Source organism: Ruegeria sp. CH5 (assembly GCF_056537025.1).
Genome location: NZ_JBQFQT010000001.1, coordinates 331,702 through 355,176, shown reverse-complemented (window position 1 = coordinate 355,176; position 23,475 = coordinate 331,702). Strand labels below are relative to the sequence as shown.

General features: G+C 62.6%; 23 protein-coding genes. 9 read left to right on the top strand and 14 right to left on the bottom strand.

All coding sequences use genetic code 11. The features are described 5' to 3' along the window. Positions 1-41: 41 nt before the first annotated feature. From ACR0JC_RS01685 to ACR0JC_RS01670, 4 genes are all read right to left on the bottom strand, one after another. Entirely contained in the window at positions 42-2,402 is a 2,361-nt protein-coding gene (locus ACR0JC_RS01685) for a xanthine dehydrogenase family protein molybdopterin-binding subunit (RefSeq protein ID WP_170338852.1), read from the bottom strand. An 81-nt stretch (positions 2,403-2,483) separates the two neighbouring features. After that, complete coding sequence (locus ACR0JC_RS01680; RefSeq protein ID WP_170339417.1) at positions 2,484-2,969, bottom strand: (2Fe-2S)-binding protein; 486 nt, start codon at positions 2,967-2,969, stop codon at positions 2,484-2,486. Positions 2,970-3,117: 148 nt separating this feature from the next. Beyond that, positions 3,118-4,122, bottom strand: a complete 1,005-nt coding sequence (locus tag ACR0JC_RS01675; protein ID WP_170339419.1) for a molybdopterin-binding protein — start codon at positions 4,120-4,122, stop codon at positions 3,118-3,120. Continuing rightward, a complete protein-coding gene (locus tag ACR0JC_RS01670; RefSeq protein WP_170339421.1) occupies positions 4,119-5,087 on the bottom strand; it encodes an XdhC family protein in 969 nt (322 codons plus the stop codon). The genes ACR0JC_RS01675 and ACR0JC_RS01670 overlap by 4 nt, the downstream gene beginning before the upstream one ends. Positions 5,088-5,343: 256 nt before the next feature. Here ACR0JC_RS01670 and ACR0JC_RS01665 point away from each other — a divergent pair, with 256 nt between their 5' ends. Beyond that, on the top strand, positions 5,344-5,844 hold the full coding sequence (locus ACR0JC_RS01665; RefSeq protein ID WP_170338859.1) for a hypothetical protein: 501 nt from the start codon (positions 5,344-5,346) through the stop codon (positions 5,842-5,844). A gap of 2 nt (positions 5,845-5,846) precedes the next feature. On the opposite strand, the gene ACR0JC_RS01660 is transcribed toward ACR0JC_RS01665, so the two are convergent. Both ACR0JC_RS01660 and ACR0JC_RS01655 read right to left on the bottom strand, forming a co-directional pair. Beyond that, positions 5,847-7,103, bottom strand: a complete 1,257-nt coding sequence (locus tag ACR0JC_RS01660; protein ID WP_170339423.1) for a vWA domain-containing protein — start codon at positions 7,101-7,103, stop codon at positions 5,847-5,849. Positions 7,104-7,140: 37 nt separating this feature from the next. Continuing rightward, complete coding sequence (locus tag ACR0JC_RS01655) at positions 7,141-8,049, bottom strand: AAA family ATPase (RefSeq protein WP_170339425.1); 909 nt, start codon at positions 8,047-8,049, stop codon at positions 7,141-7,143. 144 nt (positions 8,050-8,193) lie between these two features. On the opposite strand from ACR0JC_RS01655, the gene pyrC reads away from it, so the two are divergent. After that, complete coding sequence (gene pyrC / locus ACR0JC_RS01650; protein WP_170339426.1) at positions 8,194-9,231, top strand: dihydroorotase; 1,038 nt, start codon at positions 8,194-8,196, stop codon at positions 9,229-9,231. On the opposite strand, the gene ACR0JC_RS01645 is transcribed toward pyrC, so the two are convergent. Next, complete coding sequence (locus ACR0JC_RS01645) at positions 9,228-10,523, bottom strand: MmgE/PrpD family protein (protein ID WP_170339428.1); 1,296 nt, start codon at positions 10,521-10,523, stop codon at positions 9,228-9,230. The genes pyrC and ACR0JC_RS01645 overlap by 4 nt on opposite strands. A gap of 38 nt (positions 10,524-10,561) precedes the next feature. Continuing rightward, entirely contained in the window at positions 10,562-11,008 is a 447-nt protein-coding gene (locus ACR0JC_RS01640) for a type II toxin-antitoxin system RatA family toxin (RefSeq protein ID WP_170339430.1), read from the bottom strand. A gap of 75 nt (positions 11,009-11,083) precedes the next feature. Here ACR0JC_RS01640 and hpt point away from each other — a divergent pair, with 75 nt between their 5' ends. Both hpt and ACR0JC_RS01630 read left to right on the top strand, forming a co-directional pair. Then, the gene (gene hpt, locus ACR0JC_RS01635; RefSeq protein WP_170339431.1) at positions 11,084-11,626 is read left to right on the top strand and encodes a hypoxanthine phosphoribosyltransferase; all 543 of its coding nucleotides are present in this window, start codon (positions 11,084-11,086) and stop codon (positions 11,624-11,626) included. Positions 11,627-11,673: 47 nt separating this feature from the next. After that, positions 11,674-11,823 carry a hypothetical protein gene (locus tag ACR0JC_RS01630; RefSeq protein ID WP_170337603.1) on the top strand — a complete coding sequence of 50 codons (150 nt, stop codon included), beginning with the start codon at positions 11,674-11,676 and terminating at the stop codon, positions 11,821-11,823. Here ACR0JC_RS01630 and ACR0JC_RS01625 read toward each other — a convergent pair. Continuing rightward, a complete protein-coding gene (locus ACR0JC_RS01625; RefSeq protein ID WP_170339432.1) occupies positions 11,813-12,967 on the bottom strand; it encodes an amidohydrolase in 1,155 nt (384 codons plus the stop codon). The genes ACR0JC_RS01630 and ACR0JC_RS01625 overlap by 11 nt on opposite strands. Further along, entirely contained in the window at positions 12,964-13,914 is a 951-nt protein-coding gene (gene lipA / locus ACR0JC_RS01620) for a lipoyl synthase (RefSeq protein ID WP_170339433.1), read from the bottom strand. The genes ACR0JC_RS01625 and lipA overlap by 4 nt, the downstream gene beginning before the upstream one ends. A 266-nt stretch (positions 13,915-14,180) precedes the next feature. Here lipA and ACR0JC_RS01615 point away from each other — a divergent pair, with 266 nt between their 5' ends. Next, complete coding sequence (locus ACR0JC_RS01615; RefSeq protein WP_170339434.1) at positions 14,181-14,729, top strand: peroxiredoxin; 549 nt, start codon at positions 14,181-14,183, stop codon at positions 14,727-14,729. A 48-nt stretch (positions 14,730-14,777) separates the two neighbouring features. Here the strand turns inward: ACR0JC_RS01615 and ACR0JC_RS01610 are convergent, their stop codons facing one another. Together ACR0JC_RS01610 and ACR0JC_RS01605 are read right to left on the bottom strand one after the other, a co-directional pair. Next, positions 14,778-15,701, bottom strand: coding sequence for a LysR substrate-binding domain-containing protein (locus ACR0JC_RS01610; protein WP_170339435.1), 924 nt, complete (start codon positions 15,699-15,701; stop codon positions 14,778-14,780). A gap of 60 nt (positions 15,702-15,761) precedes the next feature. Beyond that, positions 15,762-16,865 (bottom strand): DUF6456 domain-containing protein, encoded by a 1,104-nt coding sequence (locus tag ACR0JC_RS01605; RefSeq protein ID WP_170339436.1) that lies wholly within the window; start codon positions 16,863-16,865, stop codon positions 15,762-15,764. Positions 16,866-17,103: 238 nt separating this feature from the next. On the opposite strand from ACR0JC_RS01605, the gene ACR0JC_RS01600 reads away from it, so the two are divergent. Further along, positions 17,104-17,412 carry a DUF6477 family protein gene (locus ACR0JC_RS01600; protein WP_170339437.1) on the top strand — a complete coding sequence of 103 codons (309 nt, stop codon included), beginning with the start codon at positions 17,104-17,106 and terminating at the stop codon, positions 17,410-17,412. Here ACR0JC_RS01600 and ACR0JC_RS01595 read toward each other — a convergent pair. Both ACR0JC_RS01595 and ACR0JC_RS01590 read right to left on the bottom strand, forming a co-directional pair. Further along, positions 17,405-18,949 carry a trimethylamine methyltransferase family protein gene (locus tag ACR0JC_RS01595; RefSeq protein ID WP_170339438.1) on the bottom strand — a complete coding sequence of 515 codons (1,545 nt, stop codon included), beginning with the start codon at positions 18,947-18,949 and terminating at the stop codon, positions 17,405-17,407. The two genes, ACR0JC_RS01600 and ACR0JC_RS01595, sit on opposite strands and share 8 nt — an antisense overlap. Before the next feature lie 140 nt (positions 18,950-19,089). Continuing rightward, the gene (locus ACR0JC_RS01590) at positions 19,090-19,527 is read right to left on the bottom strand and encodes a GNAT family N-acetyltransferase (protein ID WP_170339439.1); all 438 of its coding nucleotides are present in this window, start codon (positions 19,525-19,527) and stop codon (positions 19,090-19,092) included. 82 nt (positions 19,528-19,609) lie between these two features. On the opposite strand from ACR0JC_RS01590, the gene guaA reads away from it, so the two are divergent. The 3 genes from guaA to ACR0JC_RS01575 all read left to right on the top strand — a co-directional run bounded on the left by guaA (position 19,610) and on the right by ACR0JC_RS01575 (position 23,452). Next, complete coding sequence (guaA, locus tag ACR0JC_RS01585) at positions 19,610-21,169, top strand: glutamine-hydrolyzing GMP synthase (RefSeq protein WP_170339441.1); 1,560 nt, start codon at positions 19,610-19,612, stop codon at positions 21,167-21,169. Between the two features lie 98 nt (positions 21,170-21,267). Then, complete coding sequence (locus ACR0JC_RS01580; RefSeq protein WP_170339443.1) at positions 21,268-22,173, top strand: DMT family transporter; 906 nt, start codon at positions 21,268-21,270, stop codon at positions 22,171-22,173. A 142-nt stretch (positions 22,174-22,315) separates the two neighbouring features. Continuing rightward, entirely contained in the window at positions 22,316-23,452 is a 1,137-nt protein-coding gene (locus tag ACR0JC_RS01575; protein WP_170339445.1) for an OmpP1/FadL family transporter, read from the top strand. The last annotated feature ends 23 nt before the right edge of the window (positions 23,453-23,475 follow it).

Sequence of the window (23,475 nt, the reverse complement as noted above, 5' to 3'; positions counted from 1 at the left end):
GGAGCGCGAAGGGCTGACCCCTCGCACACCAACCTCTCCACTCAGCTGTTCATCGCCGCCCAAACACGCGACGGGCTGACCGGCATGTCGATGTGGTCCACCGCCTTGCCACCCGAGTTCAGCGCATCGATCACGGCATTGACCACCGCAGGCGGCGATCCAATCGCCCCGGCCTCGCCGCAGCCCTTCACACCCAGCGGGTTGTGCGTGCAGGGCGTCTGGCTCGAATGATCCACGGTATAGAACGGCACGTCATCGGCCCGCGGCATGGCATAGTCCATGAAGGACGCGCTCAACAGCTGGCCGTTTTCGTCATAGACGCAGTTTTCCAGCAGGGCCTGACCGATCCCCTGCCCGATACCGCCATGCACCTGGCCGTCAACGATCATCGGGTTGATGATGTTGCCGAAATCATCCGCTGCGGTGAACCGTTCGATGGTCACCTGCCCGGTCTCAGGGTCAACCTCGACCTCGCAGGCATAGGCGCCGGCCGGGAAGGTGAAGTTGGCCGGATCATAGAACGCGGTCTCCTCCAGCCCCGGCTCGACCTCCAGCGGGAAGTTGTGCGGCACATAGGCCGTCAGGGTCACATCCCCCCAGGCCACCGACTTGTCGGTGCCGGCCACGGTGAACTGGCCATCCTTAAGCTCGATATCGGCCTCGGACGCCTCCAGCAGGTGCGCCGCGATCTTCTTGGCCTTGTCGATCACCTTCTCGGTCGCCTTGACCATGGCCGATCCACAGACCGCGAGAGAGCGCGACCCATAGGTGCCCATGCCAAACGGGATCTTCGAGGTATCGCCGTGCACGATCTCGACCATCGACTCGTCGATGCCGATCATGTCGGCCACGACCTGCGGAAAGGCGGTCTCGTGCCCCTGCCCGTGGCTGTGCGCCCCGACCATGACGCTGATCGAGCCGGTGGCGTTCACCCGAACGGTTGCCGCGTCATAGAGACCCGCACGCGCCCCCAGCATGCCTACGATGTTCGAAGGCGCGATGCCGCAGGCCTCGATATAGCAGTTCACGCCCAGGCCGCGCAGCTTGCCCCGTGCCTCGCTTTCGGCGCGACGTGCCGGGAACCCTGCGAAATCGGCGGCCTGTTCCAGCTTGTCCATGGTGCCGTTGTAGTCGCCGGTGTCATAGGTCAGCGCCACAGGCGTGTCATAGGGGAACTGCGTGATGAAGTTCTGCCGGCGCAGCGCCACCGGATCGACACCCAGCTCGCGCGCGGCTTTGTCGATCACGCGCTCCAGCTGATAGGTCGCCTCGGGGCGGCCTGCACCGCGATAGGCATCCACCGGCACGGTGTTGGTGAACATCGCCCGCACATTCACCTGAATGACCGGCGTCTTGTAGTTGCCCGCCATCAGCGTCCCGTGCAGCCAGGTCGGCACCGAGCTGGAAAACGTCGACAGATACGCGCCCAGATTGGCAAAAGTATTTGTCCGCAGCCCGACAAAATTGTTGTCGGCATCCAGCGCCAGCTCGATCTTGCTGACATGGTCGCGTCCCTGTGCATCCGACATGAACGCCTCGGACCTGCTGGCCGTCCACTTGACCGGGCGGTTGCAGGCCTTGGCGGCGAAGGTGCAGAACGCCTCTTCTGCGTAGTGGAAGATCTTGGTGCCAAAACCGCCACCCACATCCGGAGCCACGACGCGGACCTTGTGCTCGGGCAAGCCCAGCACGAAGGCACACATCAGCAGTCGGATCACATGCGGGTTCTGCGAGGTGGTATAGAGCGTGTATTCATCCGTGCCCCGGCTGTATTCCGCCACGGCCACGCGCGGCTCCATCGGGTTGGCGACCAGACGGTTGTTCACCAGTTCCAAGGTGGTGACATGCGCCGCATTGGCGAACACCTCGTTCACCTTGGCATCGTCGGCCTCGCCCAGCTGCCAGTCATAGCAGATGTTGTTTTTCAGATCGTCATGGACTAGCGGCGCGCCCTCTTCGGCGGCGGCTTTCATGTCCAGAACGGCGGGCAGTTCCTCGATGTCGACGTCGATCGCCTCGGCCGCGTCGCGGGCCAGTTCCAGGCTGTCGGCCACGACGGCCGCGATCGGGTCGCCCACATGGCGCACCTTGCCTTGCGCAAGGATCGGGTGCGGCGGTTCCTGCATGGGCGCGCCGTGCTTGTCGGTCACCTCCCAGCCGCAGGGCATGCCGCCCACGCCTTCGAAATCCTTGCCGGTAAACACCCGGACTACGCCGGGCATGGACTCGGCGACGGACGTGTCGATGCTTTTGATCCGGCCATGCGCGATGTCGGATCGCAGAAAATACACATAGGCCTGACCACGTACGTTGATGTCGTCGGTGTAATTGCCCGCTCCGGTCAAAAAGCGCACGTCCTCGCGGCGCTTGGAACTGGCTCCGATGCCACTGTCTTTGGGCATTGCTTGTTCTCCTCCCATAAACGGATGCTTGGGCGCATCCCTGTCAACCCACGGGCGCTTTCAGTCACGCCCGCAGCGGCATCATTCGGCGGCGATGTGGCTGACGTCCTGGCCGGACGCGGCCATGATCGCCTTGACGATGTTGTGGTACCCAGTGCAGCGGCACAGGTTGCCTTCCAGGTATTTGCGGATTTCGCCCTCGGTCGGGCGCGGGTTTTCCTTCAGCAGGGCCGCTGCCGACATCACCATGCCGGGCGTGCAGAAACCGCATTGCAGGCCGTGATGATCCTGGAACGCCTGCTGGATCACGTTCAGCGATCCGTCCGGGTTGGCCTGCCCTTCGATGGTGCCAACCTCTGCTCCATCCGCCTCGAGCGCCAGCATGTTGCAGGACTTCACCGCCTCGCCGTTCACATGAACCACGCAGGCGCCGCATTGGGCCGTGTCACAGCCCACATGGGTACCGGTCAGGGACAGGTTATCGCGCAAAAAACTGGACAGCAGCGTCCGGCCTTCGACATCACCACTCACGGTCTTTCCGTTCACGGTCATTGAGACCTGTGTCATAAGTTCCTCCCATTTTCGTATTTATCCTTGGCCCGAGTTAAACACGGGAAAAGTCGTTTGAGAACAAAAATCTTGGCCGTTTCCAACCCGTCTCTTGGGAGCAAAGAGCTAACACATATCGCAGGTCGCCAACGGGGCAAAACTGCCGTTACGTCACTTTGCGTTTGGCCCGAGGTTGCGGACGGGTCGGGATTTCCTTGAGCAGACCACCGACGCCCATCGCCGCGATATCGGCTCCCGTGGTCGGGATGCCGCAGGCGACCCGAGACAGCACCCAGTCGGCCCCATTCAACGCGGGCGAACGTGCGCATCCCGGCAAACCGATGACCGGCCGCTTGCCCAAAACCCCGAGAAACAACAGGTTGCCCGGATCAACCGGCATACCGAAACGGTCCACCTGCCCGCCCGCGCGCCGAACAGCCTGAGGCGCCACGTCCTCGACATCGGATGTGGCCGAGCCGGTCAGGATCATCACGATATCGGTGTTCATCCGGGACAATGCCTGCGCCAGAGCGTCGACCGCGTGCGGAACGATCTGCACGTCCTCCAGGCTCAGACCCAGGGCCTCGACCCGGCCGCGCATCGCGGCGATGCCCTTGTCGTTGGGCGGCCCGCCGGTAATGTCGGTCACCACCAACCCGGCGCTGCCAAATATCGGCGTTGCCAGGCGAATGGCCCCCTTTGCCAGCTTCGCCGCGCGCTGAACGTCCGCCAGCGGCACCGCGTAGGAAATGACCTTGATCGTGGCAACCATGCCACCGACACCCATCTGGTGATGCTGAGGAACGGTGGCCACCGTGATCATCGGGTTGACCTGATTGAACGCAAGCAGAGCCTCAACGTCCAGAGCGGCAACCCCAGCTTGATCCGCAATTAGGTTGACGCGGCCTGTAAACGGCTCGGTCACGCGCAAGTTGGCCCCCTTCGGATCCGGGGTCAGTGCCGCAGCCAAATGGCGCGCGGCCTCGTCCTCGTGACAGTCGCCGGGTTCCAGCCGCGCGACGACCACCTCGGACAAGCCCGCCTCGGCCAACAGGGCGACATGCGTGTCGTCCAGCATCAGACCCTTGCGCAGCTTTTTCGTGCCAGCCATGACCGAATGCGCAAGGATCGCGCCCTTCGCGACCGCAACCGGTACAGGGCCGAACTTCATGCCTTGCCCCGCAGCACCGCCGTCATCTGCGCGATGATCGCAACGGCAATCTCGGCCGGTCCGGCCGCGCCGATATCCAGACCAATCGGCCCGTGGATGCGCTGCAACTGCGCTGCCGAAAAACCCGCCTCGGTCATCCGCTGCACCCGCTTGGCATGGCTGCGCGACGACCCCAGCGCGCCGATGTAGAACACGTCCGAGTTCAGCGCGGCCTGCAGGGCCGGATCATCCAGCTTGGGGTCGTGGGTCAGCAGAACCACCGCCGTACGCGCATCCAGTCCGATGCTGGCCACGGCCTCGTCCGGCCAGTCGGTCAGCAGCTTTTCACCGGGAAAGCGGGATTGCGACGCAAACGCCTCGCGCGGGTCGATGATGATCGGGTCATAGCCCGCAATCCGCGCCATCGGCACCAGCGCCTGCGCGATATGGACCGCGCCCACCACGATCAGCCGCAGGGGCGGGTTGTGCACGGCTACGAAGGTCTGACCGTCTTCCTCGAACCCTGATCGATCCATGCGCAACCGGTCCGCATAGGCGTTGCGCCGCAGCGCGCGGTGGCCGGTTTCGACATTGACCTCATAGGCCACAGGCTCGCGCCGCGCCCGCGCCGCCACCAGTTCGGCCAGCATCGGTTCGGGCAGGACCGAGCCCACCGGCTCGACCAGAACCCGGATCGTGCCCCCACAGGCCAGCCCGACGGCAAAGGCATCCTCGTCGCTGACCCCGAATTCCAACAGACGCGCCTCGCCTTCTTCGATGGCTTCAAGCGCCTCGACGATCACCGCGCCTTCGACACAACCGCCCGAGACCGAGCCTTCGATCCGGCCGTCGCCGCTGATGACCAACTGAGCGCCCACCCGCCGAGGTGCGCTGCCCCAGGTTTCAACGACCGTCGCCAGAACCGCGCCGCGACCCTCGCGAAACCACGCCAATGCCGTTTCCGGACTGTTGTCAAATCTGCCCATCGGACCCTCCCGCGGTGGTTCGCATCAACATAAGCAGGATTGACGCGATGAAAAGCAAGGAGCGCGTTCTCGGGTGGATTATCTCGAGCACCGACCCTGCCAACTTGGTTCTTCATGTGACGCAGAAGGCAGGTTTCGGCCGAAGTCCGCGACAGACAATCAAACATTTGATTGTTTCTCGGACGCCGACTAGCCTGCGGACAGGCCCGACTTGCGGCCGAATTGACGCAAGAGATTTCGTAAAGGAGACAATGTCTTGAAACAGATATTTACACTAACCATCGGCGCAGCGGCATTGATTGCAGGCAGCGCCTGGGCCGACACTTTCGAACGCTACGGAGAGGTCGAGGGCTGGAAGGTCTTTGTCGACAAGGACAAAAAGTCATGCCTGATCGAAGCGGTCGATGATGCCGAGAACGTGGTGCAGATGGGTCTGACCGAAGACCGCAGCGTGGGATATGTCGGTGTCTTTACCAAGGCGGAAACCGACATCAAGCGCGGAGACAAGGAGGCCGTCGCGATCCTGCTGGGCGACAACCTGTATGTCGGTGAGGCAACAGGAATGAAGGGCAACATCACCAAGGGGTATTCGGGCGGCTATGTCCTGTCGGACGACCCGCAATTCGCCGACGACCTGGCCAAGCAAAAGGTCATGGCGGTGTTTCCCGAGAAGTCCTTTGGCTTCACCGTCGATCTGACCGGCACCTACAAGGCCATGGAAATGGCGCGCGAGTGCAACGAAAAGCAGCTGCAGTGACGTCAGCCTGAAAGCGCGGCCAACAACCGCGCTTTTTCTCCCTGGTCGTCGGGTCGTGAAATCACGGCGGCCAGATCCTCAAGCGATGCAATCGAATGACCAGCGCGGAAGCTGTCCACATGCGGCAGCATGGTGGCGACGCCCTTCGCCTTCGGCGCGAACCCGTCCCAGCGCAGCAGCGGGTTCAGCCAGATCAGCCGCCGGGCTGACAAGTGCAGGCGTTCGATCTCTTTTTCCAGCAGATCAGGGTCACCCCGCTCCAGCCCGTCGGTAATCAGCAGCACGACGGCCCCCTGCCCCATCACCCGGCGCGACCAGTCGCGGTTGAACTGGTGCAGGCATTCGCCGATGCGCGTGCCGCCCTCCCAATCCTGCGCCTCGGCCCCGGCGGCGGCCAGCGCCGCATCGACGTCGCGCTGATGCAGGTGCCGGGTGATGTTAGTCAGCCGCGTGCCGAAGGTGAACGCATGCACCTTGGCCCAGCCGGCCCCCTTGGCGTTCGAGACCGTGTGCAGGAAGTGCAGGATGATCCGGCTGTACTGGCTCATCGACCCCGAGATGTCACACAGCGCGATCAGATTGGGCCAGCGCGGTTTCGGTTTGACGAGTGCGATCTGTCGCATCTCGCCGCCCTGACGCATGGCGGCGCGCAAGGTGCGCGCCCGGTCGATCCGCTGGCCCAGATGGCGGGCCTGTCCCCGGCGCGAGGCGATCGGGTCCACCGGCAGTTGCAGCCGCGCCAGAATGCGCTTGGCCTGTGCGGTTTCCGCGGTGCTCATCTGTTCGAAATCCAGCGACCTCAGCCGTTCTTCGGACGAGGCGGTCTGCGTGGCATCAATCTCGATTTCGCTTTCGCCTTCTTGCTCGACGTCCTTGGGCTCGTCCCGTTCGACACCGTCCAGCAGGGCCTCGGCCGCGCGTTTTTCGCCCGCTTCGGCCATGCGTTCCTCCTGAACTCCGCGAATGGCCGGCAGCATCATCGACATCATGTGCTCAAGATACCGCGGGTCGCGCCAGTACAGGCGGAAGATCTGGGCAAACACGGTGCGATGCTCGGGCCGGTTCACGAAACAGGCGTGCAGGGTCCAATAGAAATCCTGCTTGCGGGTAAAGCCCGCCGCCTGCACCGCGCGGATGGCGTCGACCACACGGCCGGGGCCGATCGGCAGCCCGGCCTTGCGCAAGGCGCGCGCGAAATGGGTGATGTTCTGCGCCAGTTTCGGATCGGCCGGGATATCCAGCGGAAGCTGTTCGGCCATCGCTAGGCCCCCGGAGTGTTTTGGCGCTGCGACGACATCAGACCGGTTCGAGCGTGGCTTTGGCCTGATCCAGAATGCGCTTGGCCTCAGAGCCCTGCAGTTTCTGGATGTCGTCCTGGTATTTCAGGACCGCGCCCAGCGTGTCGCCGATCACCTCGGGGCTGAGGTTGATCACGTCCAGCGCCAGCAGGCACTTTGCCCAGTCGATGGTTTCGGCCACGCCGGGTTTCTTGAACAGGTCCTCGGTGCGCAGATGCTGGACAAAGGCCACCACTTCACGGCTCAGCGCCTCGGCGGCCTCGGGCGCGCGGGCGTGCAGGATCTCCAGCTCGCGGTCGAAATCGGGGTAGTCGACCCAGTGGTACAGGCAGCGGCGCTTGAGCGCGTCATGTACCTCGCGCGTGCGGTTCGACGTGACGATGACGATGGGCGGTTCGGGCGCCTTGATCGTGCCGATCTCGGGGATTGTCACCTGGAAATCGCTCAGCGCCTCCAGCAGGAAGGCCTCGAACGGTTCGTCGGTGCGGTCCAACTCGTCGATCAGCAGCACCGGCGGGCCAGCCGGGTCGGGCTCCATCGCCTCGAGCAGCGGGCGGCGGATCAGATAGTCGCCGCTGAACAGCTCCTCCTGCAGGCCCTTCCGGTCGGACCCGCCGACCGCCTCGGCGGTGCGGATGGCCACCATCTGGGCGGGAAAGTTCCATTCATAGACGGCCGAGGACGCATCGAGCCCTTCATAGCACTGCAGCCGGATCAGGCGGCGGCCAAGTCCAGCGGCCAAAGCCTTGGCGATCTCGGTCTTGCCGACACCCGCCTCGCCCTCCAGAAACAGCGGCCGGCCCAGTCTCAGCGACAGGAACACCACGGTGGCCAGGGCGCGGCCACAGACATAGCCCTGTTCGCCCAGCATCTTCTGAACGGCATCGATGGAATCTGGCTGGCTCATGTTTCTCAATCTCCCTTGGCACAACAGGTCATGGCTGCCGCTGCGCGTCAAGACCGTGATCTTTCCGGGACTTGCGGCAATCTGGTCGCCTGGCAAGGTTTGTTGTCACTTTCCCGTGCGGCCTGCCTGTGCTAGCCCGGCGCCATGACCGATACTCTGACGCTCCGCCGCCCCGATGACTGGCACCTGCATCTGCGCGATGGCGCCATGCTGCAGGCCGTCCTGCCCGAAACCGCCCGCCATTTCGCGCGAGCCATCATCATGCCCAACCTTGTGCCCCCTGTGGTCACCGGCGCTCAGGCCGCGTCCTACCGCGACCGTATCCTGGCCGCCCTGCCCGAAGGCATGAGCTTTGAGCCGTTGATGACCCTGTACCTGACCGAGGATACCGACCCCGACGACATGGCCGCGGCCCACGCAAGCGGTCTGGTCAAGGCGGTCAAGCTGTACCCGGCGGGGGCCACGACCAACTCGGCCTCGGGCGTGCGGGATTTCGACAAGGTGCGCCCCGTGTTGGACCGGATGGCCGAGATCGGCCTGCCGCTCTGCGTGCACGGCGAGGTCACCGATGCCGAGATCGACATCTTCGACCGCGAGGCGGTGTTCATCGACCGCGTTCTGGACCCGATCCGCAAGGCCACGCCGGGCCTGCGCGTGGTGATGGAGCATATCACCACCGTCGACGGCGTTGAGTATGTGCGCGCGAACGAAACTGACCTGGGCGCAACGATCACCGCACATCACCTGATCATCAACCGCAACCACATCCTCGTGGGCGGGATCAAGCCTCACTACTACTGCCTGCCCGTCGCCAAACGCGAAGAGCACCGCACGGCACTGGTTGATGCCGCGACTTCGGGCGACGAACGGTTCTTTCTGGGGACTGACAGCGCCCCGCATACGGATGCCAACAAGGAAATGGCCTGCGGCTGCGCGGGATGTTTCACTGCGACCAACACCATGTCACTGGTGGCCGAGGTCTTTGACCGCGCGGGTGCGCTGGACAAGCTGGAAGGGTTCACCTCGGTCAACGGGCCAAGGTTCTACCAGCTACCCGTCAACGATCAGACCATCACCCTGCAGAAGGGCGAACCGGTCAGCTACCCCGACAAGATCGAAACGCGCGATGGCCCGGTCACCGTTTTCGACCCCGGCTTCCCGCTGCACTGGCGCGTGGTCTAATCAACCAGTCGTTTTGCCAGATCCGCTGCGCGCCCGCCGGTGCGCAGCATCGACCAGATCGCATCCGCCTCGTCAGCGCCGATCAGTTTGGCGGCCTTGTCACGGACCCGGTCCTCACGTTCGGAAATCGAGATCGGCGCGGTCAGATCGTGGGTCGCTTCGCGCCGCGCCCCGTCCCGCCGCAGCAGCGCCAAGCGGGCCTCGGTCTCGGAAAGGGTTTCATCCGCTTCGACCGTTATCCGGTCGCGCAGCGATTGCAGGCGCGGATCGGCGCAGACCTTGTCCGTGTAGCTTTCAGGCAGGGCCGTATCGTATCCCAGCGCCTGCATCGCGATCACCGTCCGATAGGAAAACTTGGCGCCCAGCCCGGTTGTCGGTGCGGTCTGATTGCAGACGCTCATCCAACGGGGATGGGTGCGGATCTTGATCTCGGCCACCTCGGGTTCGGCGATGTCCAGATCGCGCGCCGCCTCGAGCGCGGCGTGCAGCCCGTGGCAGCAGGCGTGGAACTTGTGGCTGACGCTTTCGAACAACCATTCATCCCCAAGCCCCGACAGCGCTGTGGCTGTGTCATCGGCACCGTGATGGGTTGCGCCGAACCCGAACGGCCCGGTCAGGGCATCGGGATTGGGAACGAACCCCCGCTGCACCAGCAGCGCGGCCTCGACCCCGACCGAAGCCGCCTGCCCCGCATTGTAGGGCTTGCCCATGGTGCCAAACTGCGCCTTGAGGCCCGCCGCCCGGGTCGCGGTCAGCCCCAGTACTCGGCGCATGGCCGCCGCATCGCATCCCAGCAGGCGGGCGGCCGCCACGGCCGCTCCGAACGCACCCGCCGTCGCGGTCTGGTGAAACCCGACCTGATAGTGTCCCCGCCCCAGCCAGAGGCCGACACGGATGGAAAGTTCCATCCCCACCAATGCCGCCTCGAGCAAATCGACGATGGGCTGGTCCTGCCACTCGGCCACGGCCAACGCGGCCGGAAACACCGCCACCGACGGGTGACCGATATGGGCGAAATGCGTGTCGTCATAGTCCAGCGCATGCGACACCGTGCCGTTAACCAAAGCCGCCGCGCGCATCGGCGCGGCCCCGCCGCCGAACAAGGTGGCCTGTCCGGCCCCGCATTCGTCCAGCACCATCCCTCGCAGGATGCGAGAGACCGGATCCTTGACCCCTGCGCGCCCGACCGCCAGCCAATCCAGCGCGGACAGAGACGTCACGATCCGTGCCTGCGCCGTTGTCTTGACCGGCCCTGCGGCGAATTCGGAAAGAGTGCGTGTGAAATCAGTCATGCGGCGCAGTCTAACGTGCGCCCGCGCCGGGTAAACCCTCAGCCGTAGAGGCTGACCGCGCGCTGCTCGAAGGCGCGTACGATCCGGTGCATCGCCTCGTTGAAGACCACGCCGATGATGCCCTGCAACACGGCGTTCTTGAACTCGAAATCCACGTGGAAGGATACGTTGCAACCGCCCTCGGGGGCGTCTTCGAAATGCCAGTCGGATTTCATGTATTTGAACGGGCCGTCCAGGTATTCGGTGTCGATCTTCTTTTGCTCGGGGTACAGCGTCACCCGGCTGCCGAACCGTTCGCGGAACACCTTGAACGAGATCACCAGATCGGCCTCCATCACCTGCGCCTCGCCCGCCGCATAGGTCCGCCGGATCCGCGCGGCCGCGCACCAGGGCAGAAACTCGGGGTATTTCGCCACATCCGCAACCAGATCATACATCTGCTGCGCGGTGTATGGCAGGTGGCGGGTTTCCGAATGAGTGGGCATGGCAACCTGGGCATTTGAAACGTGACAATGGCGCGTCATGTCGTATGTTGCGCGCCAAAGATCAAGGGGGCAGCCATGAGCCAGCGCGCATATGTGATAGATGAGATGATCTCGGCCAAGGCCATCGCGGCGCGGATCGAGGAACTGTGCCGCGAAATCACCCGCGAATTCGGCGATACCGACAAGCTGGTGGTCGTGGGCCTGCTGCGCGGCAGCTTCGTTTTCATCGCCGATCTGGTGCGCGAACTGGACCTTCCGATCGAGGTCGATTTCCTCGAGGCGTCCTCGTATGGCGATTCAATGGAAAGCAGCCGGGAAGTTCGCATTCTCAAGGACTTGCGCGGCGCAATTGAAGGGCGCGACGTACTGGTGGTCGAAGATATCGTCGACACGGGGCACACGCTGAACCACGTCACCAGCCTGCTGCGCAGCCGCCAGCCGAAACGGCTCAAGTCGATTGCCTTGCTGGACAAACCCAGCCGCCGCGAGGTTGATTTCCGCGCCGATTGGATCGGCTTTGAAATCCCGGACGAATTCGTCGTGGGCTATGGCATCGACTATGCCCAACGCAACCGCAACCTGCCCTTCATCGGCAAGGTCCGCTTTACCGAAGACTGATCCCGCCGCGGATTCGAGGCCCCATGATCCTGCGCCACCTTCTGCGAATGTCCCGATCGGCGCGCAATCCGCCCTCGGACCAGCGGGTCAAGCTGGTGCTGGGCCTGATCGTGCTGTGCCTGGTGATTGCCGGCGTTGAATACATGGGCTGGTGGCCCGAATGGGCAACCAGCCAGCCGCGCAAGCTCAGGCCGTGACCGGCGCGTCCAGAACCTGACGGATTGCCGCCAGAAAGATACCCGCGCCGACAGGGATCAGCGCATCGGGGAAGTCATAGTCGGGGTTGTGAAGTTGCGGATGGTCGACCCCGGCCCCCAGCCAGAACATGGCCGTTTTCGACCCTTTGGCGAACTGCCCGAAATCCTCCGAGAACCGTTGCGGCACGGTGGTCAGGCGCGGTTGCACCCCGGCCTGGGCGCAGGCATGAGCCAGGATCTGTACGGCCTCGGGGTGGTTGACACAAGCGTCGAACACGTCGTCATAGGTGATCTCGACACCCAGTCCCTCGTCGGCCGCAGCCTTGCGGACCAGCGCCTGGGCCTGATCGACCAGTTGCGCCATGCGCGCGTCCGAGACGGTGCGCAGCGTGACCCATATCTCGGCCTCACCGGGCGCCACCCCGAATGTCGGGGCCCCCAGTTGGGCGTGGGTGACGGTGGTCAGTGCGTAATCCTCGGTCAGCTCTCCGCCCGGCCCCAAGGCGGTCAGGGCCGGAATCAACTGCGCCATGGCCGAGGCCGGCGACAGGCCGTCCTGCGGAGCCGCGGCGTGCGAGGTCTTGCCCGTCAGCCGCACCCGCATCCCGCGCGAGGCGCAATTGGCCGGGCCAGAGCACAGCTCGACCGCTCCCAGGTCCAGCCCCGGCAGGTTATGCAGGGAGAACAGGAAATCCGGCTGCATTTCAGCGTATTGCGGGTCGTTCCGAAAGTCGCGCGCGCCCTGTCCGGTCTCTTCGGCGGGTTGGAAGATCAGCACGACCCGACCGCGTGTCACGGGCGTTTGCGCCAGGTCCTGCGCGACGCCCAGAACCATGGCCATATGGCCGTCATGCCCGCACAGATGACCCTTGCCCGGAACCTGCGAGTACCAGGGTTTGCCCGGCATCTCCAAAATCGGCAGCGCGTCCAGTTCGCAGCGAATGCCCACGGTGGGCCCCGGCTGGCCCGAGTCGAACACGGCCGCGACCCCGTACCCACCGATCCCGGTCAGAACCCGGCCGGTCACACCGCGCAATTGCTCGGCTATGAATGCCGCCGTTTCAGCCTCTTCACCCGAAACCTCGGGGCGTTGGTGCAACGCGTGGCGCAGCGCAGTCAGTTGCGCGAGCCGTTCGGGCGTCACGCCTGCCCCAGCTTTTTCTGCCGCGCGGCCCGCAGGCGCGCGAAATCATCGCCCGCATGGTAAGACGACCGGGTCAAGGGCGTGGCCGAAACCATCAGGAACCCTTTGCCGTAGGCGGCTTTTTCATAGGCCGCGAACTCTTCGGGCGTGACAAAGCGGTCCACGCGATGGTGTTTCGGCGTGGGCTGCAGATACTGGCCGATGGTCAGGAAATCAATATCGGCGGCGCGCATGTCGTCCATGACCTGGCGCACCTGCTGTTCGTTCTCGCCCAGTCCGACCATGATACCCGACTTGGTGAAGATCGACGGGTCCAGTTCCTTGACCCTCTGCAGCAGACGCAGCGAGTGGAAATAGCGCGCGCCCGGGCGCACCTCGGGGTACAGGCCCGGCACGGTTTCAAGGTTGTGGTTGAACACATCCGGCTTGGCCGCGACCACGGTTTCCAAAACCGACGGATCGCATTTCAGGAAATCCGGGGTCAGGATCTCGATCGTGGTCTTGGGCGAGCGGTGACGCACCGCGCGGATGGTCTGAGCGAAATGCTCGGCCCCGCCATCGGCCAGGTCGTCGCGGTCGACCGAGGTGATCACGACATGATTCAGACTCAGCTTTTCCACCGCATGTGCCACCCGGCCCGGTTCGAACGCGTCCAGCGCATCGGGGCGACCGGTGGCGATGTTGCAGAAGGTGCAGCCGCGGGTGCAGATCTCGCCCATGATCATCATGGTTGCGTGGCCCTGGCTCCAGCATTCGCCCACGTTCGGGCAGCCGGCCTCTTCGCAGACGGTGACCAGGTTGTTGTCGCGCATGATCCGGCGCGTGTCGGCATAGCCCTTGCCGCCGGGCGCTTTCACCCGGATCCAGCTGGGCTTTTTCGGCTGCGCATTGTCGGGCTTATGCGCCTTTTCCGGGTGACGTTGTTCAGGGATTTTCAGATCGCGCACGGGGCCGGTTTCCTGACTTTGGGTCAATTTGGTTGGTGCATAACATAAACCGGTCGGATGTATTACGCCAGCCGTGCATAGCAGCCATGCGTCAGCGTTTCGCAGATGCAGAATTTAGGTGTGATTTTCTAGGAGATCAACGCAAATTTCGACATGATTTCCATAGATAAGAGGATATTCGCAAACGCAGCACATCCCGTGTTGAAGCCGGTTTGGAATCGTTTTAACCCACGGGCCGAACAAATGTGAATCACAGGAGATGCCCCATGAAAACCGGCGCCAAGCTGCCCGACGTGACATTCCACACCCGCGTGCGCGACGACTCGATCGAAGGGCCCAACCCGTTCCGCTGGGAAGACAAGACCACGGCCGACTACTTCGCAGGCAAGCGGGTCATCCTGTTCTCGCTGCCCGGTGCGTTCACGCCCACCTGCTCGACCTACCAGCTGCCGGGGTTCGAGAACAACTACGAGGCGTTCAAGGCAAAGGGCATCGACGAGATCTACTGCATGTCGGTCAATGACAGCTTCGTTATGAACAAATGGGCGCAGGATCAGGGGCTGAAGAACGTCAAGGTCATACCTGACGGGTCGGGCGAGTTCACCCGCAAGATGGGCATGCTGGTCGACAAGGCCAATCTGGGCTTTGGCATGCGGTCGTGGCGCTATGCCGCCATCATCAACGACGGTGTGGTCGAGGCGTGGTTCGAAGAGCCCGGCCTGATGGACAACTGCCCCGAGGACCCCTATGACGTTTCGTCTCCCGAAAACCTGATGAAGCACCTGGAAGAAGCCCAGCAGCCCGAAATGGCCTGAGCCTTCAACCAGCCTCCACTCGAAGGGCTCGCCAAGTGCGGGCCCTTTTCAGTTCCGGGTTTCTGACACGATGTTTTCGCCGACCTGCCGGATCACCTGGGCCAGTTGATCGAACCACACCGCCCCATCCGACGAATCGCGCCGCACGAGGCCGATCTGCCGCGCGGGCTCCGGGGCGCCGAACCGCAGCAGTTTCAGCCCCGGCACGGCATCGGCCTCGGAACGTGCCGCCAATTCCGGAATCAAGGTCAGGCCGAACCCCTCGGCCACCAACCGCGACAGCGTGGCCAAAGACGACGCGCCCATGTTGATATGGGCGCTGGTCCGGTCCTGCCCGCACACCTCAAGCGCCTGATCCGTCAGGCAATGCCCGTCTTCCAGCAGCATCAGCTGGGCTGCGTTCAGGTCGATCGGGCGCAGAGCGTCGGGGCTGACGGTCAAGCTCTTCAGGCGTGTCTCGCTGCCGGCCAGCAGAAAACGATCCTCGAACAAAGGCACCTCGTCCAGGCCGCGCGCGCCCACCGGCAGGGCCAGCACGGCGGCGTCAATCTCGCCCGCTTTCAGCATCGACAGCAACCGCTCGGTGCGCGCCTCGCGTACCTGTACGCGCAGGGACACATCCGCTGACCGCAGACCAGCCAATACAGCCGGCAACAGATATGGCGCGACCGTCGGGATCAAGCCGACCGACAGACTGCGATGCCCGGTGGAGTTGTCACGCGCGAACCGATCCAACCGTTCGGCCGCGCCCAAAATGCGCCGTGCGTGCTCCAGCGCATCACGCCCCAACGGTGTCAGCAGAACATCGCGGGCGCGCCTTTCAAACAGCGGCCCGCCCATGATGTCTTCCAAAGCCCGGATCTGCACCGATAGCGCCGGTTGAGAAACGTGACACACCTGAGCGGCCCGGCCAAAGTTGCGCTGCTCGGCCACGGCGCGGAAGTATTGCAGCTGCCTGAGGGTAAAATTCATAACCCCTGATTATCACCTCCTGCGTTGTCCGCAACTGCAGCCAATCGGATTCAACGTGAATCAGCCGATCAACCGGTCACACTCTGCTTGCTTCTCGTAATGTCGCTTGAGGCGCTGCAGTGCAATGCGCAGCACGATCTTCCCCGAACGCGCTGACCAGCCCATCCGTTTCTCGGCCAGTTCCAGACCTTCCAGATAGCAGCAACACCGCAGCGCAACGTCGCTCAGACCCGGACCCAGATCCGACAAGGCCCGGGCCACGCGATCACGCGCCTCGGACGACCCGCGCGCAACCTGCGCATCGCCGTCGAAACCCGCACGACCGCCAGCGGTGAGGAACCGGTCCCAGTTCTGCGTGACCCGCGGTCCGATCTGGGCCAGCTCGAAATCTTCGCGCAGTCGCTCTCCGGCGCGCACCAGGCTTTCGTCCAGAAACGGCTTTCCATCCCGGTCGCGCCGGCGCGACAAGGCAATCAGGGGGCTCTCTGCTGCGCAATAGCGGATGCGCCGTGGGCGCTTCTCGTCGGCTTGACTGCGCGTTTTGAACTTCGCCGGTGCCTCGGCCATCCCATATTCTGTCTGTGTCCGCGCCCGGTTTTCGGCATCTGCAATCAACTGGCTTAGTGCGGTTCGGCCCGTTTGCGTGATCCGGTAGCGCGACACACGCCCCGGATTGTCACAAACGATCCAGTCCTTCAGAGCCAAAGCCTGAGCGGTCTTGCAATCAACAACAGCGGTCCGAGTTGCACCGCCCTCGCCGTTGTCGCGGACAACGACCGCCTTTTCCATGTCCTCGGCCACGGCCAGAACCGCGCCCGTTTCGCAAAGGCGCCGAAGCACCCGCAAAGCCTCGCGCTCGAACGCCTCGTCTTCGGCATTGGGAATGCGATGAGGATCATCGCCGACGCCGAACAAGGCACAAGAAGCCGTTTCATTCCCCGCACCGGGAAAGTGTGTTTCGGCAAGAGATTGCAATGCTGCATCCACCAAGGGGTCGTCGCGCCGCATTTCGATCCTTCGGATCTGTCGCAGAATGGTTGACGCGTGACACCCTGCCGACCGCGCCAGATCCCGGATCGACCGTCCCGCCTCGGTATGGGCCAGGTATCGCTGCGCCCCTTCGGGAACCCAAGCTGGAACGGTGAATGCGGTGCTGTTTTCCATCGTTATTCGCCCTCGTCGACAATCAAACTGCCACTGTCCGCCGTCGGATAAAGTGTTAACCAAATCTACCTAGAGTTGCTTTCGTTACTCGTTCGTTAACCTCCAACGGCTCTGACCAGAATTGATTCAAAAAGATAAACAGTCGTGAAACCATCGTTCGGCGCGAACTAAGTCACGGCAACACCCGCTTGGGTTGTGCCAAATTGCTGCAGGAAAAATTGAACAGAGGAACGCCGAAATGCAGGACCTGATGACTATGATCACCGCCCTCCGCCGCCCACGGCTACTGTCTCGGGCAGCCAAGGTCGGAGCACAGCAATACGACCGTGACCGCCACTTGCAGCGCCTGTTCGGCTATGGCGCGCTACCGGGAACCGGAGCCGCCTTGATGCGACTGTTGGAAATGGAGCGGAGCGTCGACGACCAACGACGCTCGGGCGACGCCGCGTATTCGCTGGTTCGCCACCTGGACCTACTGATCGCATTGATTGGCGAGGCGCGGCTGCATCAAGCCAGCCGCGCCCCGGAACTCCATGTCATCAAGTGAAGGCGTCGGGCATGGACGCTTTCTTTTCCTCGACATAGGCGGTTAGCGCCGCCAGTTTTTCCGGGTCGAGTTGCGGTTGCTGGTAGTTGGCCAGCAGATGCTCGACCCGGGCCGAGGCAAGCATGCGCGTGTCCCGCGCACCCTCTTCTTCCCATGTTTCAAAGGGTTTGTAGTCCAGCAGGTCGGTCTTCCAGAAGGCGCTTTGGAAATTGGCCTGGGTGTGCGCACAACCAAGATAGTGGCCACCCGGCCCCACCTCACGAATCGCGTCCATGGCCTGCGCGTTTTCATCATAGGCCACCCCTTTGGCCAACGCGTGAAGCGCTCCCAACTGATCGGCATCCATGACGAATTTTTCGAAATCCGCAACAAGACCGCCTTCGAGCCAGCCACATGCATGCAACATGAAGTTGACGCCTGACAGCAGACCCATGTTCAGCGAGTTCGCAGTCTCGTAGGCCGCCTGCGCGTCCGGAAGCTTGGATCCGCAGAACGACCCGGCCGAACGGTAGGGAACACCCAAACGACGCGCCAACTGACCGGCGCCATAGGTGATGTGCGCGGCTTCGGGCGTGCCAAAGGTCGGTGCACCAGAGTTCATGTCGATCGACGACACGAATGCGCCGAAAATGGCCGGTGCACCCGGGCGGATGATCTGGCTGTAGGCGATGCCGGCCAGCACCTCGGCCAGCACCTGCGTCAGAGTACCGGCAACCGAAACCGGGGCCATCGCGCCGCCCACGATGAAGGGCGAAATGATGCAGGCCTGGTTGTTGCGCGCATAGACTTCCAGCGACCCCATCATCACGTCGTCGAACGTCATCGGCGAGTTGATGTTGGTGAGCGAGGTCATAACGGTGTTTTCCTGCACGAACTCCTTGCCGAACAGGATCTCGCACATCTCGACCGAATCCCGCGCCCGGCTGGGATCGGTCACCGACCCCATGAAGGGTTTGTCAGACAGCGTCATATGCGCCATCAGCATGTCCAGATGACGTTTGTTAACCGGAACGTCCGTCGGTTCGCAGACCGTACCGCCCGAATGGTGCAGCCACTTGGACATGTAGGCCAGTTTCACGAATTTGTTGAAATCGTCCATCGTGGCATAGCGGCGGCCACCTTGTGCGTCCCGGACGAAAGGCGGTCCGTAGACCGGCGCTAGCACAAGGTTGCGCCCGCCGATCACCACCGATTTTTCCGGGTTGCGCGCGTGCTGCGTGAACTCCTTGGGCGCGGTCTTGATCAGTTCGCGGGCCAGACCTCGCGGAATGCGAACGCGCTCACCATCAATGTCGGCCCCGGCATCGCGCCAGCGTTCCAGCGCCGCGGGGTTGTCGACGAAATTGACGCCGACCTCCTCCAGCACGGTTTCCGCATTGGCCTCGATGATCTCCAACGCTTCGTCATTGAGGATCTCGAAGTTCGGAATGTTGCGTTCGATATACTTCGCCGTTTCGATCCGAACCGCGGTACGCTCGGCCCGGCGGGCGGCGCCTCCGCCACCACGCGCTCTGCGTCGGGTGCTTGCCTCTGTCATGAGATGATCCCGTGTGAAAGTTTAGATTGGATTGCTTGTTACAAGATGCCGCGACTTCACCAGATGTGGATTCCGGCGCAATAGGGGGAAAAGCGACATATTTCGCGCTGTCCAGTACCTGCAACAGGCCTTACGGGGCGTCAGTTTGGCTTGCTGAAATAAACCTTGTTCCCCTCGTGCTCGGTCTCCTGCCACCCAAGATGGCGGTACATCGCGCGGGTGCCCGTCATCAGGCGGTGGGTTGTCAGGCGCATGTTCCGAACTCCGTTTTCGCGAGCCTCTGTCGCGACGAAATCGAGCAGCCGACGAGCAATGCCCCGCCCTTGCGCATCCGGTGAAACGGCCAGATTGAAGATCATCGCGGTTTCTCTTTCGAAACCAAAAACCACGACACCCTGCAGGGATGTTTCATCCACGGCCACAACGACGTTCCGGTCGCGAATGTCCTCCTCGACCCCCTCGGTCACATCCGGCAGGTCCGGAATGGTCTGGCGCGCGGCGGTATAGGCCGCTTCGATACATCGGCGGATGGGCTCCGCATCGGTTGCCACAGCCCTTCTGAGCGAAATTCCGGTCATTCAATGCGCTCCGCGTCACTCTTTCCCGCCAAATGACGTCAAGGCGCTTGCACATGCAAGGCTTCCGACCTAAAGGCCGGGTATGACCGAGACATCCCATGACCGCCTTCTGATCATCGACTTCGGCAGCCAGGTAACGCAGCTGATCGCCCGCCGCCTGCGCGAGTTGAACGTCTATTGCGAAATCCACCCCTACCAGAACGTCACGATGGATTTCGTGCGGGACATGGCCCCGCGCGCCATCATCTTTTCCGGCGGGCCGGACAGCGTGACCCGCGAGGGATCACCGCGCGTCCCGCAAGAGATATTCGAGTATGGCGTTCCGATCCTGGGCATCTGCTATGGCCAGCAGGTCATGATGCACCAGCTGGGCGGCAAGGTCGAAAGCGGCCACGGCACCGCCGAGTTCGGGCGGGCTTTCGTGACGCCGCGCGGCAAGCTCGACCTGCTCGAGGGCTGGTTCACCGATGGCGACGAACAGGTCTGGATGAGCCACGGTGATCATGTGAGCCAAATCGCACCGGGGTTCGAGGTGTTCGGCACCTCGCCCAACGCGCCTTTCGCGATCACCGCCGATACCAGCCGTCATTTCTATGCCGTGCAGTTCCACCCCGAGGTGCACCACACCCCCAAGGGCGCAAAACTGTACGAGAATTTCGTGAAACTGGCCGGGTTCAAGGGCGACTGGACCATGGGCGCCTATCGCGACGAGATGATCCGCAAGATCCGCGAACAGGTCGGCGACAAGAAGGTGATCTGCGGTCTGTCGGGCGGCGTCGACAGCTCGGTCGCGGCGATCCTGATCCACGAGGCGATCGGCGACCAGCTGACCTGCGTCTTCGTCGATCACGGCCTGCTGCGCAAGAACGAGGCGCAGGAAGTCGTCTCGATGTTCCGCGACAACTACAACATCCAACTGATCCACGCAGATGAAAGCGAGCTGTTCTTGGGCGAGCTAGAGGGCGTCTCGGACCCCGAGACCAAGCGCAAGATCATCGGCAAGCTGTTCATCGACGTGTTCCAGAAACACGCCGACACGATTGAGGGCGCCGAGTTCCTGGCCCAAGGCACGCTCTACCCCGATGTCATTGAATCGGTGTCGTTTTCCGGCGGCCCGTCAGTCACGATCAAATCGCATCACAACGTCGGCGGCCTGCCCGAGAAGATGGGCCTGAAACTGGTCGAGCCGCTGCGCGAACTGTTCAAGGACGAGGTGCGTGCGCTGGGCCGTGAACTGGGCCTGCCGCCCAGCTTTATCGGCCGCCACCCCTTCCCCGGACCGGGTCTGGCCATCCGCTGCCCGGGCGAGATCACCCGCGAAAAGCTGGAAATCCTGCGCGAGGCCGACGCGATCTATATCGACCAGATCCGCAAGCACGGCCTGTATGACGAGATCTGGCAGGCCTTCGTCGCGATCCTTCCGGTGCGCACAGTCGGCGTGATGGGCGACGGGCGCACCTATGACTATGCCTGCGCCTTGCGGGCGGTGACCTCGGTTGATGGAATGACGGCCGATTACTACCCGTTCACCCACGAATTCCTGGGCGAAACCGCCACCCGGATCATCAACGAGGTCAAGGGCATCAACCGTTGCACCTATGACATCACCTCCAAGCCTCCGGGCACGATCGAATGGGAATGACACCAAAAGCCGGGCGCTGACCCGGCTTTTTTGTTGTTGTGAACCGGCGTCGGTTTTGGTTCGGTGGCCAAACGCACGCTCAGCCCAAGGATCGAAACATGCGCGATAGCAAATCGATGATTGCCAAAACCGCGCTGTGGATGACCGGGGCGATCGCTTCTTTCTCGTCAATGGCCGTTGCCGGGCGCGAGCTTAGCCTGACGCACGACACGTTTGAAATCATGATGTACCGCAGCATTGTCGGCGTCATCGTCGTTTCGGCCGTTTTGACGGCAACCGGCAAATGGCACCAGGTATCGACACAACGTCTGGGTCTGCACGCGGTTCGAAACTCGTTGCATTTTGCGGGCCAAAACCTGTGGTTCTACGCTGTCAGCGTCATCCCGCTGGCGCAGGTTTTTGCGTTGGAATTTACGCAACCGATATGGGTCGTACTCCTGTCTCCGCTTCTGCTGGGCGAACGCCTGACACCCACGCGGGTCATGTCGGCAATCATAGGTTTCGCAGGCATATTGATCGTCGCCCGACCCGGAGCCACACCGCTCACGCCCGGTGTTCTTGCAGCGGCCTCCTCGGCTGTTTTCTTTGCGCTTACAACGATTTCGACGAAGAAACTGACAGGGTTCGCCAGCATCGGATGCATCGTTTTCTGGCTGACTACGATGCAGGCCGCAATGGGTCTTGCTGTTGTCGGAGCGGACGGGCAGATCGTCCTGCCAACCGCTCAAAGCGCGCCCCTGTTGTTGCTGGTCGGGCTGGCCGGCCTGCTGGCCCATTTCTGCATTACAAACGCGCTTGCCATCGCTCCGGCCACGGTCGTTATTCCCTTTGATTTCGCGCGCCTGCCGACGATCGCCATTGTTGGGATGCTGCTGTATCACGAACCCCTGGATCAGTGGACCATGCTGGGCGCCGTCGTGATTTTCTCGGGCATATTCCTGAATGTCTGGTCCGAAGGCCGCGCGGGATCGGGCACTCTGGCAAAAACCACACACAAAAACTGACGTTCGGTCACTGGCAGAAACTAACGTATGGTCAGTGGTTGACGTTTTTTTAAACTCCCCGTGAATAATGGTCACAGAAATCACCGCCACTGACACTCACAAGACAATACTGTGGCGCCGGATAGTGAAAAGGGAGGAATACATGAAGAAAGCGCTGTTACAGGCGTGCGTGCTCTGTGCAGGGGCGACCGCCGCTCATGCCGGCGGTATCGACCGTAGTGGGCAAGGCATCAACATTATCTTTGAGGAAGGTTCCGTCGTACAGTTTCGCCTGGGCTACACCAACCCAAGCGTAAGCGGCACGATGCTGGGCGTTGACTCGGGCAACGTTGCAAACGACTTCTTCTCGCCTCATCTCGCGTACAAGCACGCCTTCACCGACCAACTCGACTTTGCGCTGATCTATGACGAACCGTTCGGTGCCGATATCGCCTACGGTTCGAACTACCCGCTCTCGCAGAACCCGATCCCGGGCGGTCGCACTGACGTTCTGCGCGCGAAAGCCGACACAGAGGCAATTACTGCCTTGTTGCGCTACAAGTTCGACGGCGGCTTCAGCGCCATCGGTGGTCTGCGTATTCAGCGGCTCAGCGCTGACGTTGCCGTGCCGGCGGCGGCTGGTTACGAGGTGAATGCCGACAAGGATACCGCGCTGGGTTACGTCGTAGGTGTGGCTTGGGAAAAGCCCGAGATCGCAGCGCGCGTGGCGCTGACCTACAACTCGAAAATTTCCCATGACCTGTCGCAAACGGAGTCGGTGAACCCAATCCCGATCCCGCCGATCCCGCCTGGAACCGTGGCGACATTCGACACTTCCAGCGAGGTCGTTTCTCCGCAATCGGTGAACCTGGACTTCCAGACCGGCGTTGCCCCCAAGACATTGCTGTTCGGATCGATCCGCTGGGTCGATTGGCCGCAAACGGTTTACGATCCCCCGAACTATCCGCCGACCAGCGCGCTGGTGGACTATGACGATCCGACCTGGACCTATTCGCTGGGTCTTGGCTACCAGTTCTCCGAACAATTCTCGGGCGCTGTGACCCTTGGCTATGAATCGGCAACCAATGAGCCCGTTTCCAACCTGGGTCCGACCGACGGGTTCTGGAGCATTGGCCTTGGCGGCACCTACTCGATGGAACGTGCCAAGATTTCGGGCGGCGTTCGCTATACCGATCTGGGCGACGCAACCGCTGACGGTGCTGGCCCCGGGGCGCGGGCGAACTTCTCTGGAAACAGCGCGTGGAGCGTTGGTATTCAGGTGACCTACGCCCTGAACTAACGGATAGGCTCATTCATACAGAA

Bases quoted from the DNA above. Each gene is read 5' to 3' on its own strand.
- ACR0JC_RS01600 (WP_170339437.1), top strand. From the start codon at position 17,104: ATGCAGGACCTGATGACTATGATCACCGCCCTCCGCCGCCCACGGCTA.
- ACR0JC_RS01655 (WP_170339425.1), bottom strand. From the start codon at position 8,049: ATGAGCCAGCCAGATTCCATCGATGCCGTTCAGAAGATGCTGGGCGAA.
- pyrC (WP_170339426.1), top strand. From the start codon at position 8,194: ATGACCGATACTCTGACGCTCCGCCGCCCCGATGACTGGCACCTGCAT.
- ACR0JC_RS01630 (WP_170337603.1), top strand. From the start codon at position 11,674: ATGTCCCGATCGGCGCGCAATCCGCCCTCGGACCAGCGGGTCAAGCTG.
- ACR0JC_RS01590 (WP_170339439.1), bottom strand. From the start codon at position 19,527: ATGACCGGAATTTCGCTCAGAAGGGCTGTGGCAACCGATGCGGAGCCC.
- ACR0JC_RS01640 (WP_170339430.1), bottom strand. From the start codon at position 11,008: ATGCCCACTCATTCGGAAACCCGCCACCTGCCATACACCGCGCAGCAG.
- ACR0JC_RS01610 (WP_170339435.1), bottom strand. From the start codon at position 15,701: ATGAATTTTACCCTCAGGCAGCTGCAATACTTCCGCGCCGTGGCCGAG.
- hpt (WP_170339431.1), top strand. From the start codon at position 11,084: ATGAGCCAGCGCGCATATGTGATAGATGAGATGATCTCGGCCAAGGCC.
- ACR0JC_RS01670 (WP_170339421.1), bottom strand. From the start codon at position 5,087: ATGGGCAGATTTGACAACAGTCCGGAAACGGCATTGGCGTGGTTTCGC.
- ACR0JC_RS01615 (WP_170339434.1), top strand. From the start codon at position 14,181: ATGAAAACCGGCGCCAAGCTGCCCGACGTGACATTCCACACCCGCGTG.
- ACR0JC_RS01645 (WP_170339428.1), bottom strand. From the start codon at position 10,523: ATGACTGATTTCACACGCACTCTTTCCGAATTCGCCGCAGGGCCGGTC.
- ACR0JC_RS01660 (WP_170339423.1), bottom strand. From the start codon at position 7,103: ATGGCCGAACAGCTTCCGCTGGATATCCCGGCCGATCCGAAACTGGCG.
- ACR0JC_RS01680 (WP_170339417.1), bottom strand. From the start codon at position 2,969: ATGACACAGGTCTCAATGACCGTGAACGGAAAGACCGTGAGTGGTGAT.
- ACR0JC_RS01685 (WP_170338852.1), bottom strand. From the start codon at position 2,402: ATGCCCAAAGACAGTGGCATCGGAGCCAGTTCCAAGCGCCGCGAGGAC.
- guaA (WP_170339441.1), top strand. From the start codon at position 19,610: ATGACCGAGACATCCCATGACCGCCTTCTGATCATCGACTTCGGCAGC.
- ACR0JC_RS01595 (WP_170339438.1), bottom strand. From the start codon at position 18,949: ATGACAGAGGCAAGCACCCGACGCAGAGCGCGTGGTGGCGGAGGCGCC.
- ACR0JC_RS01605 (WP_170339436.1), bottom strand. From the start codon at position 16,865: ATGGAAAACAGCACCGCATTCACCGTTCCAGCTTGGGTTCCCGAAGGG.
- ACR0JC_RS01575 (WP_170339445.1), top strand. From the start codon at position 22,316: ATGAAGAAAGCGCTGTTACAGGCGTGCGTGCTCTGTGCAGGGGCGACC.
- ACR0JC_RS01675 (WP_170339419.1), bottom strand. From the start codon at position 4,122: ATGAAGTTCGGCCCTGTACCGGTTGCGGTCGCGAAGGGCGCGATCCTT.
- ACR0JC_RS01580 (WP_170339443.1), top strand. From the start codon at position 21,268: ATGCGCGATAGCAAATCGATGATTGCCAAAACCGCGCTGTGGATGACC.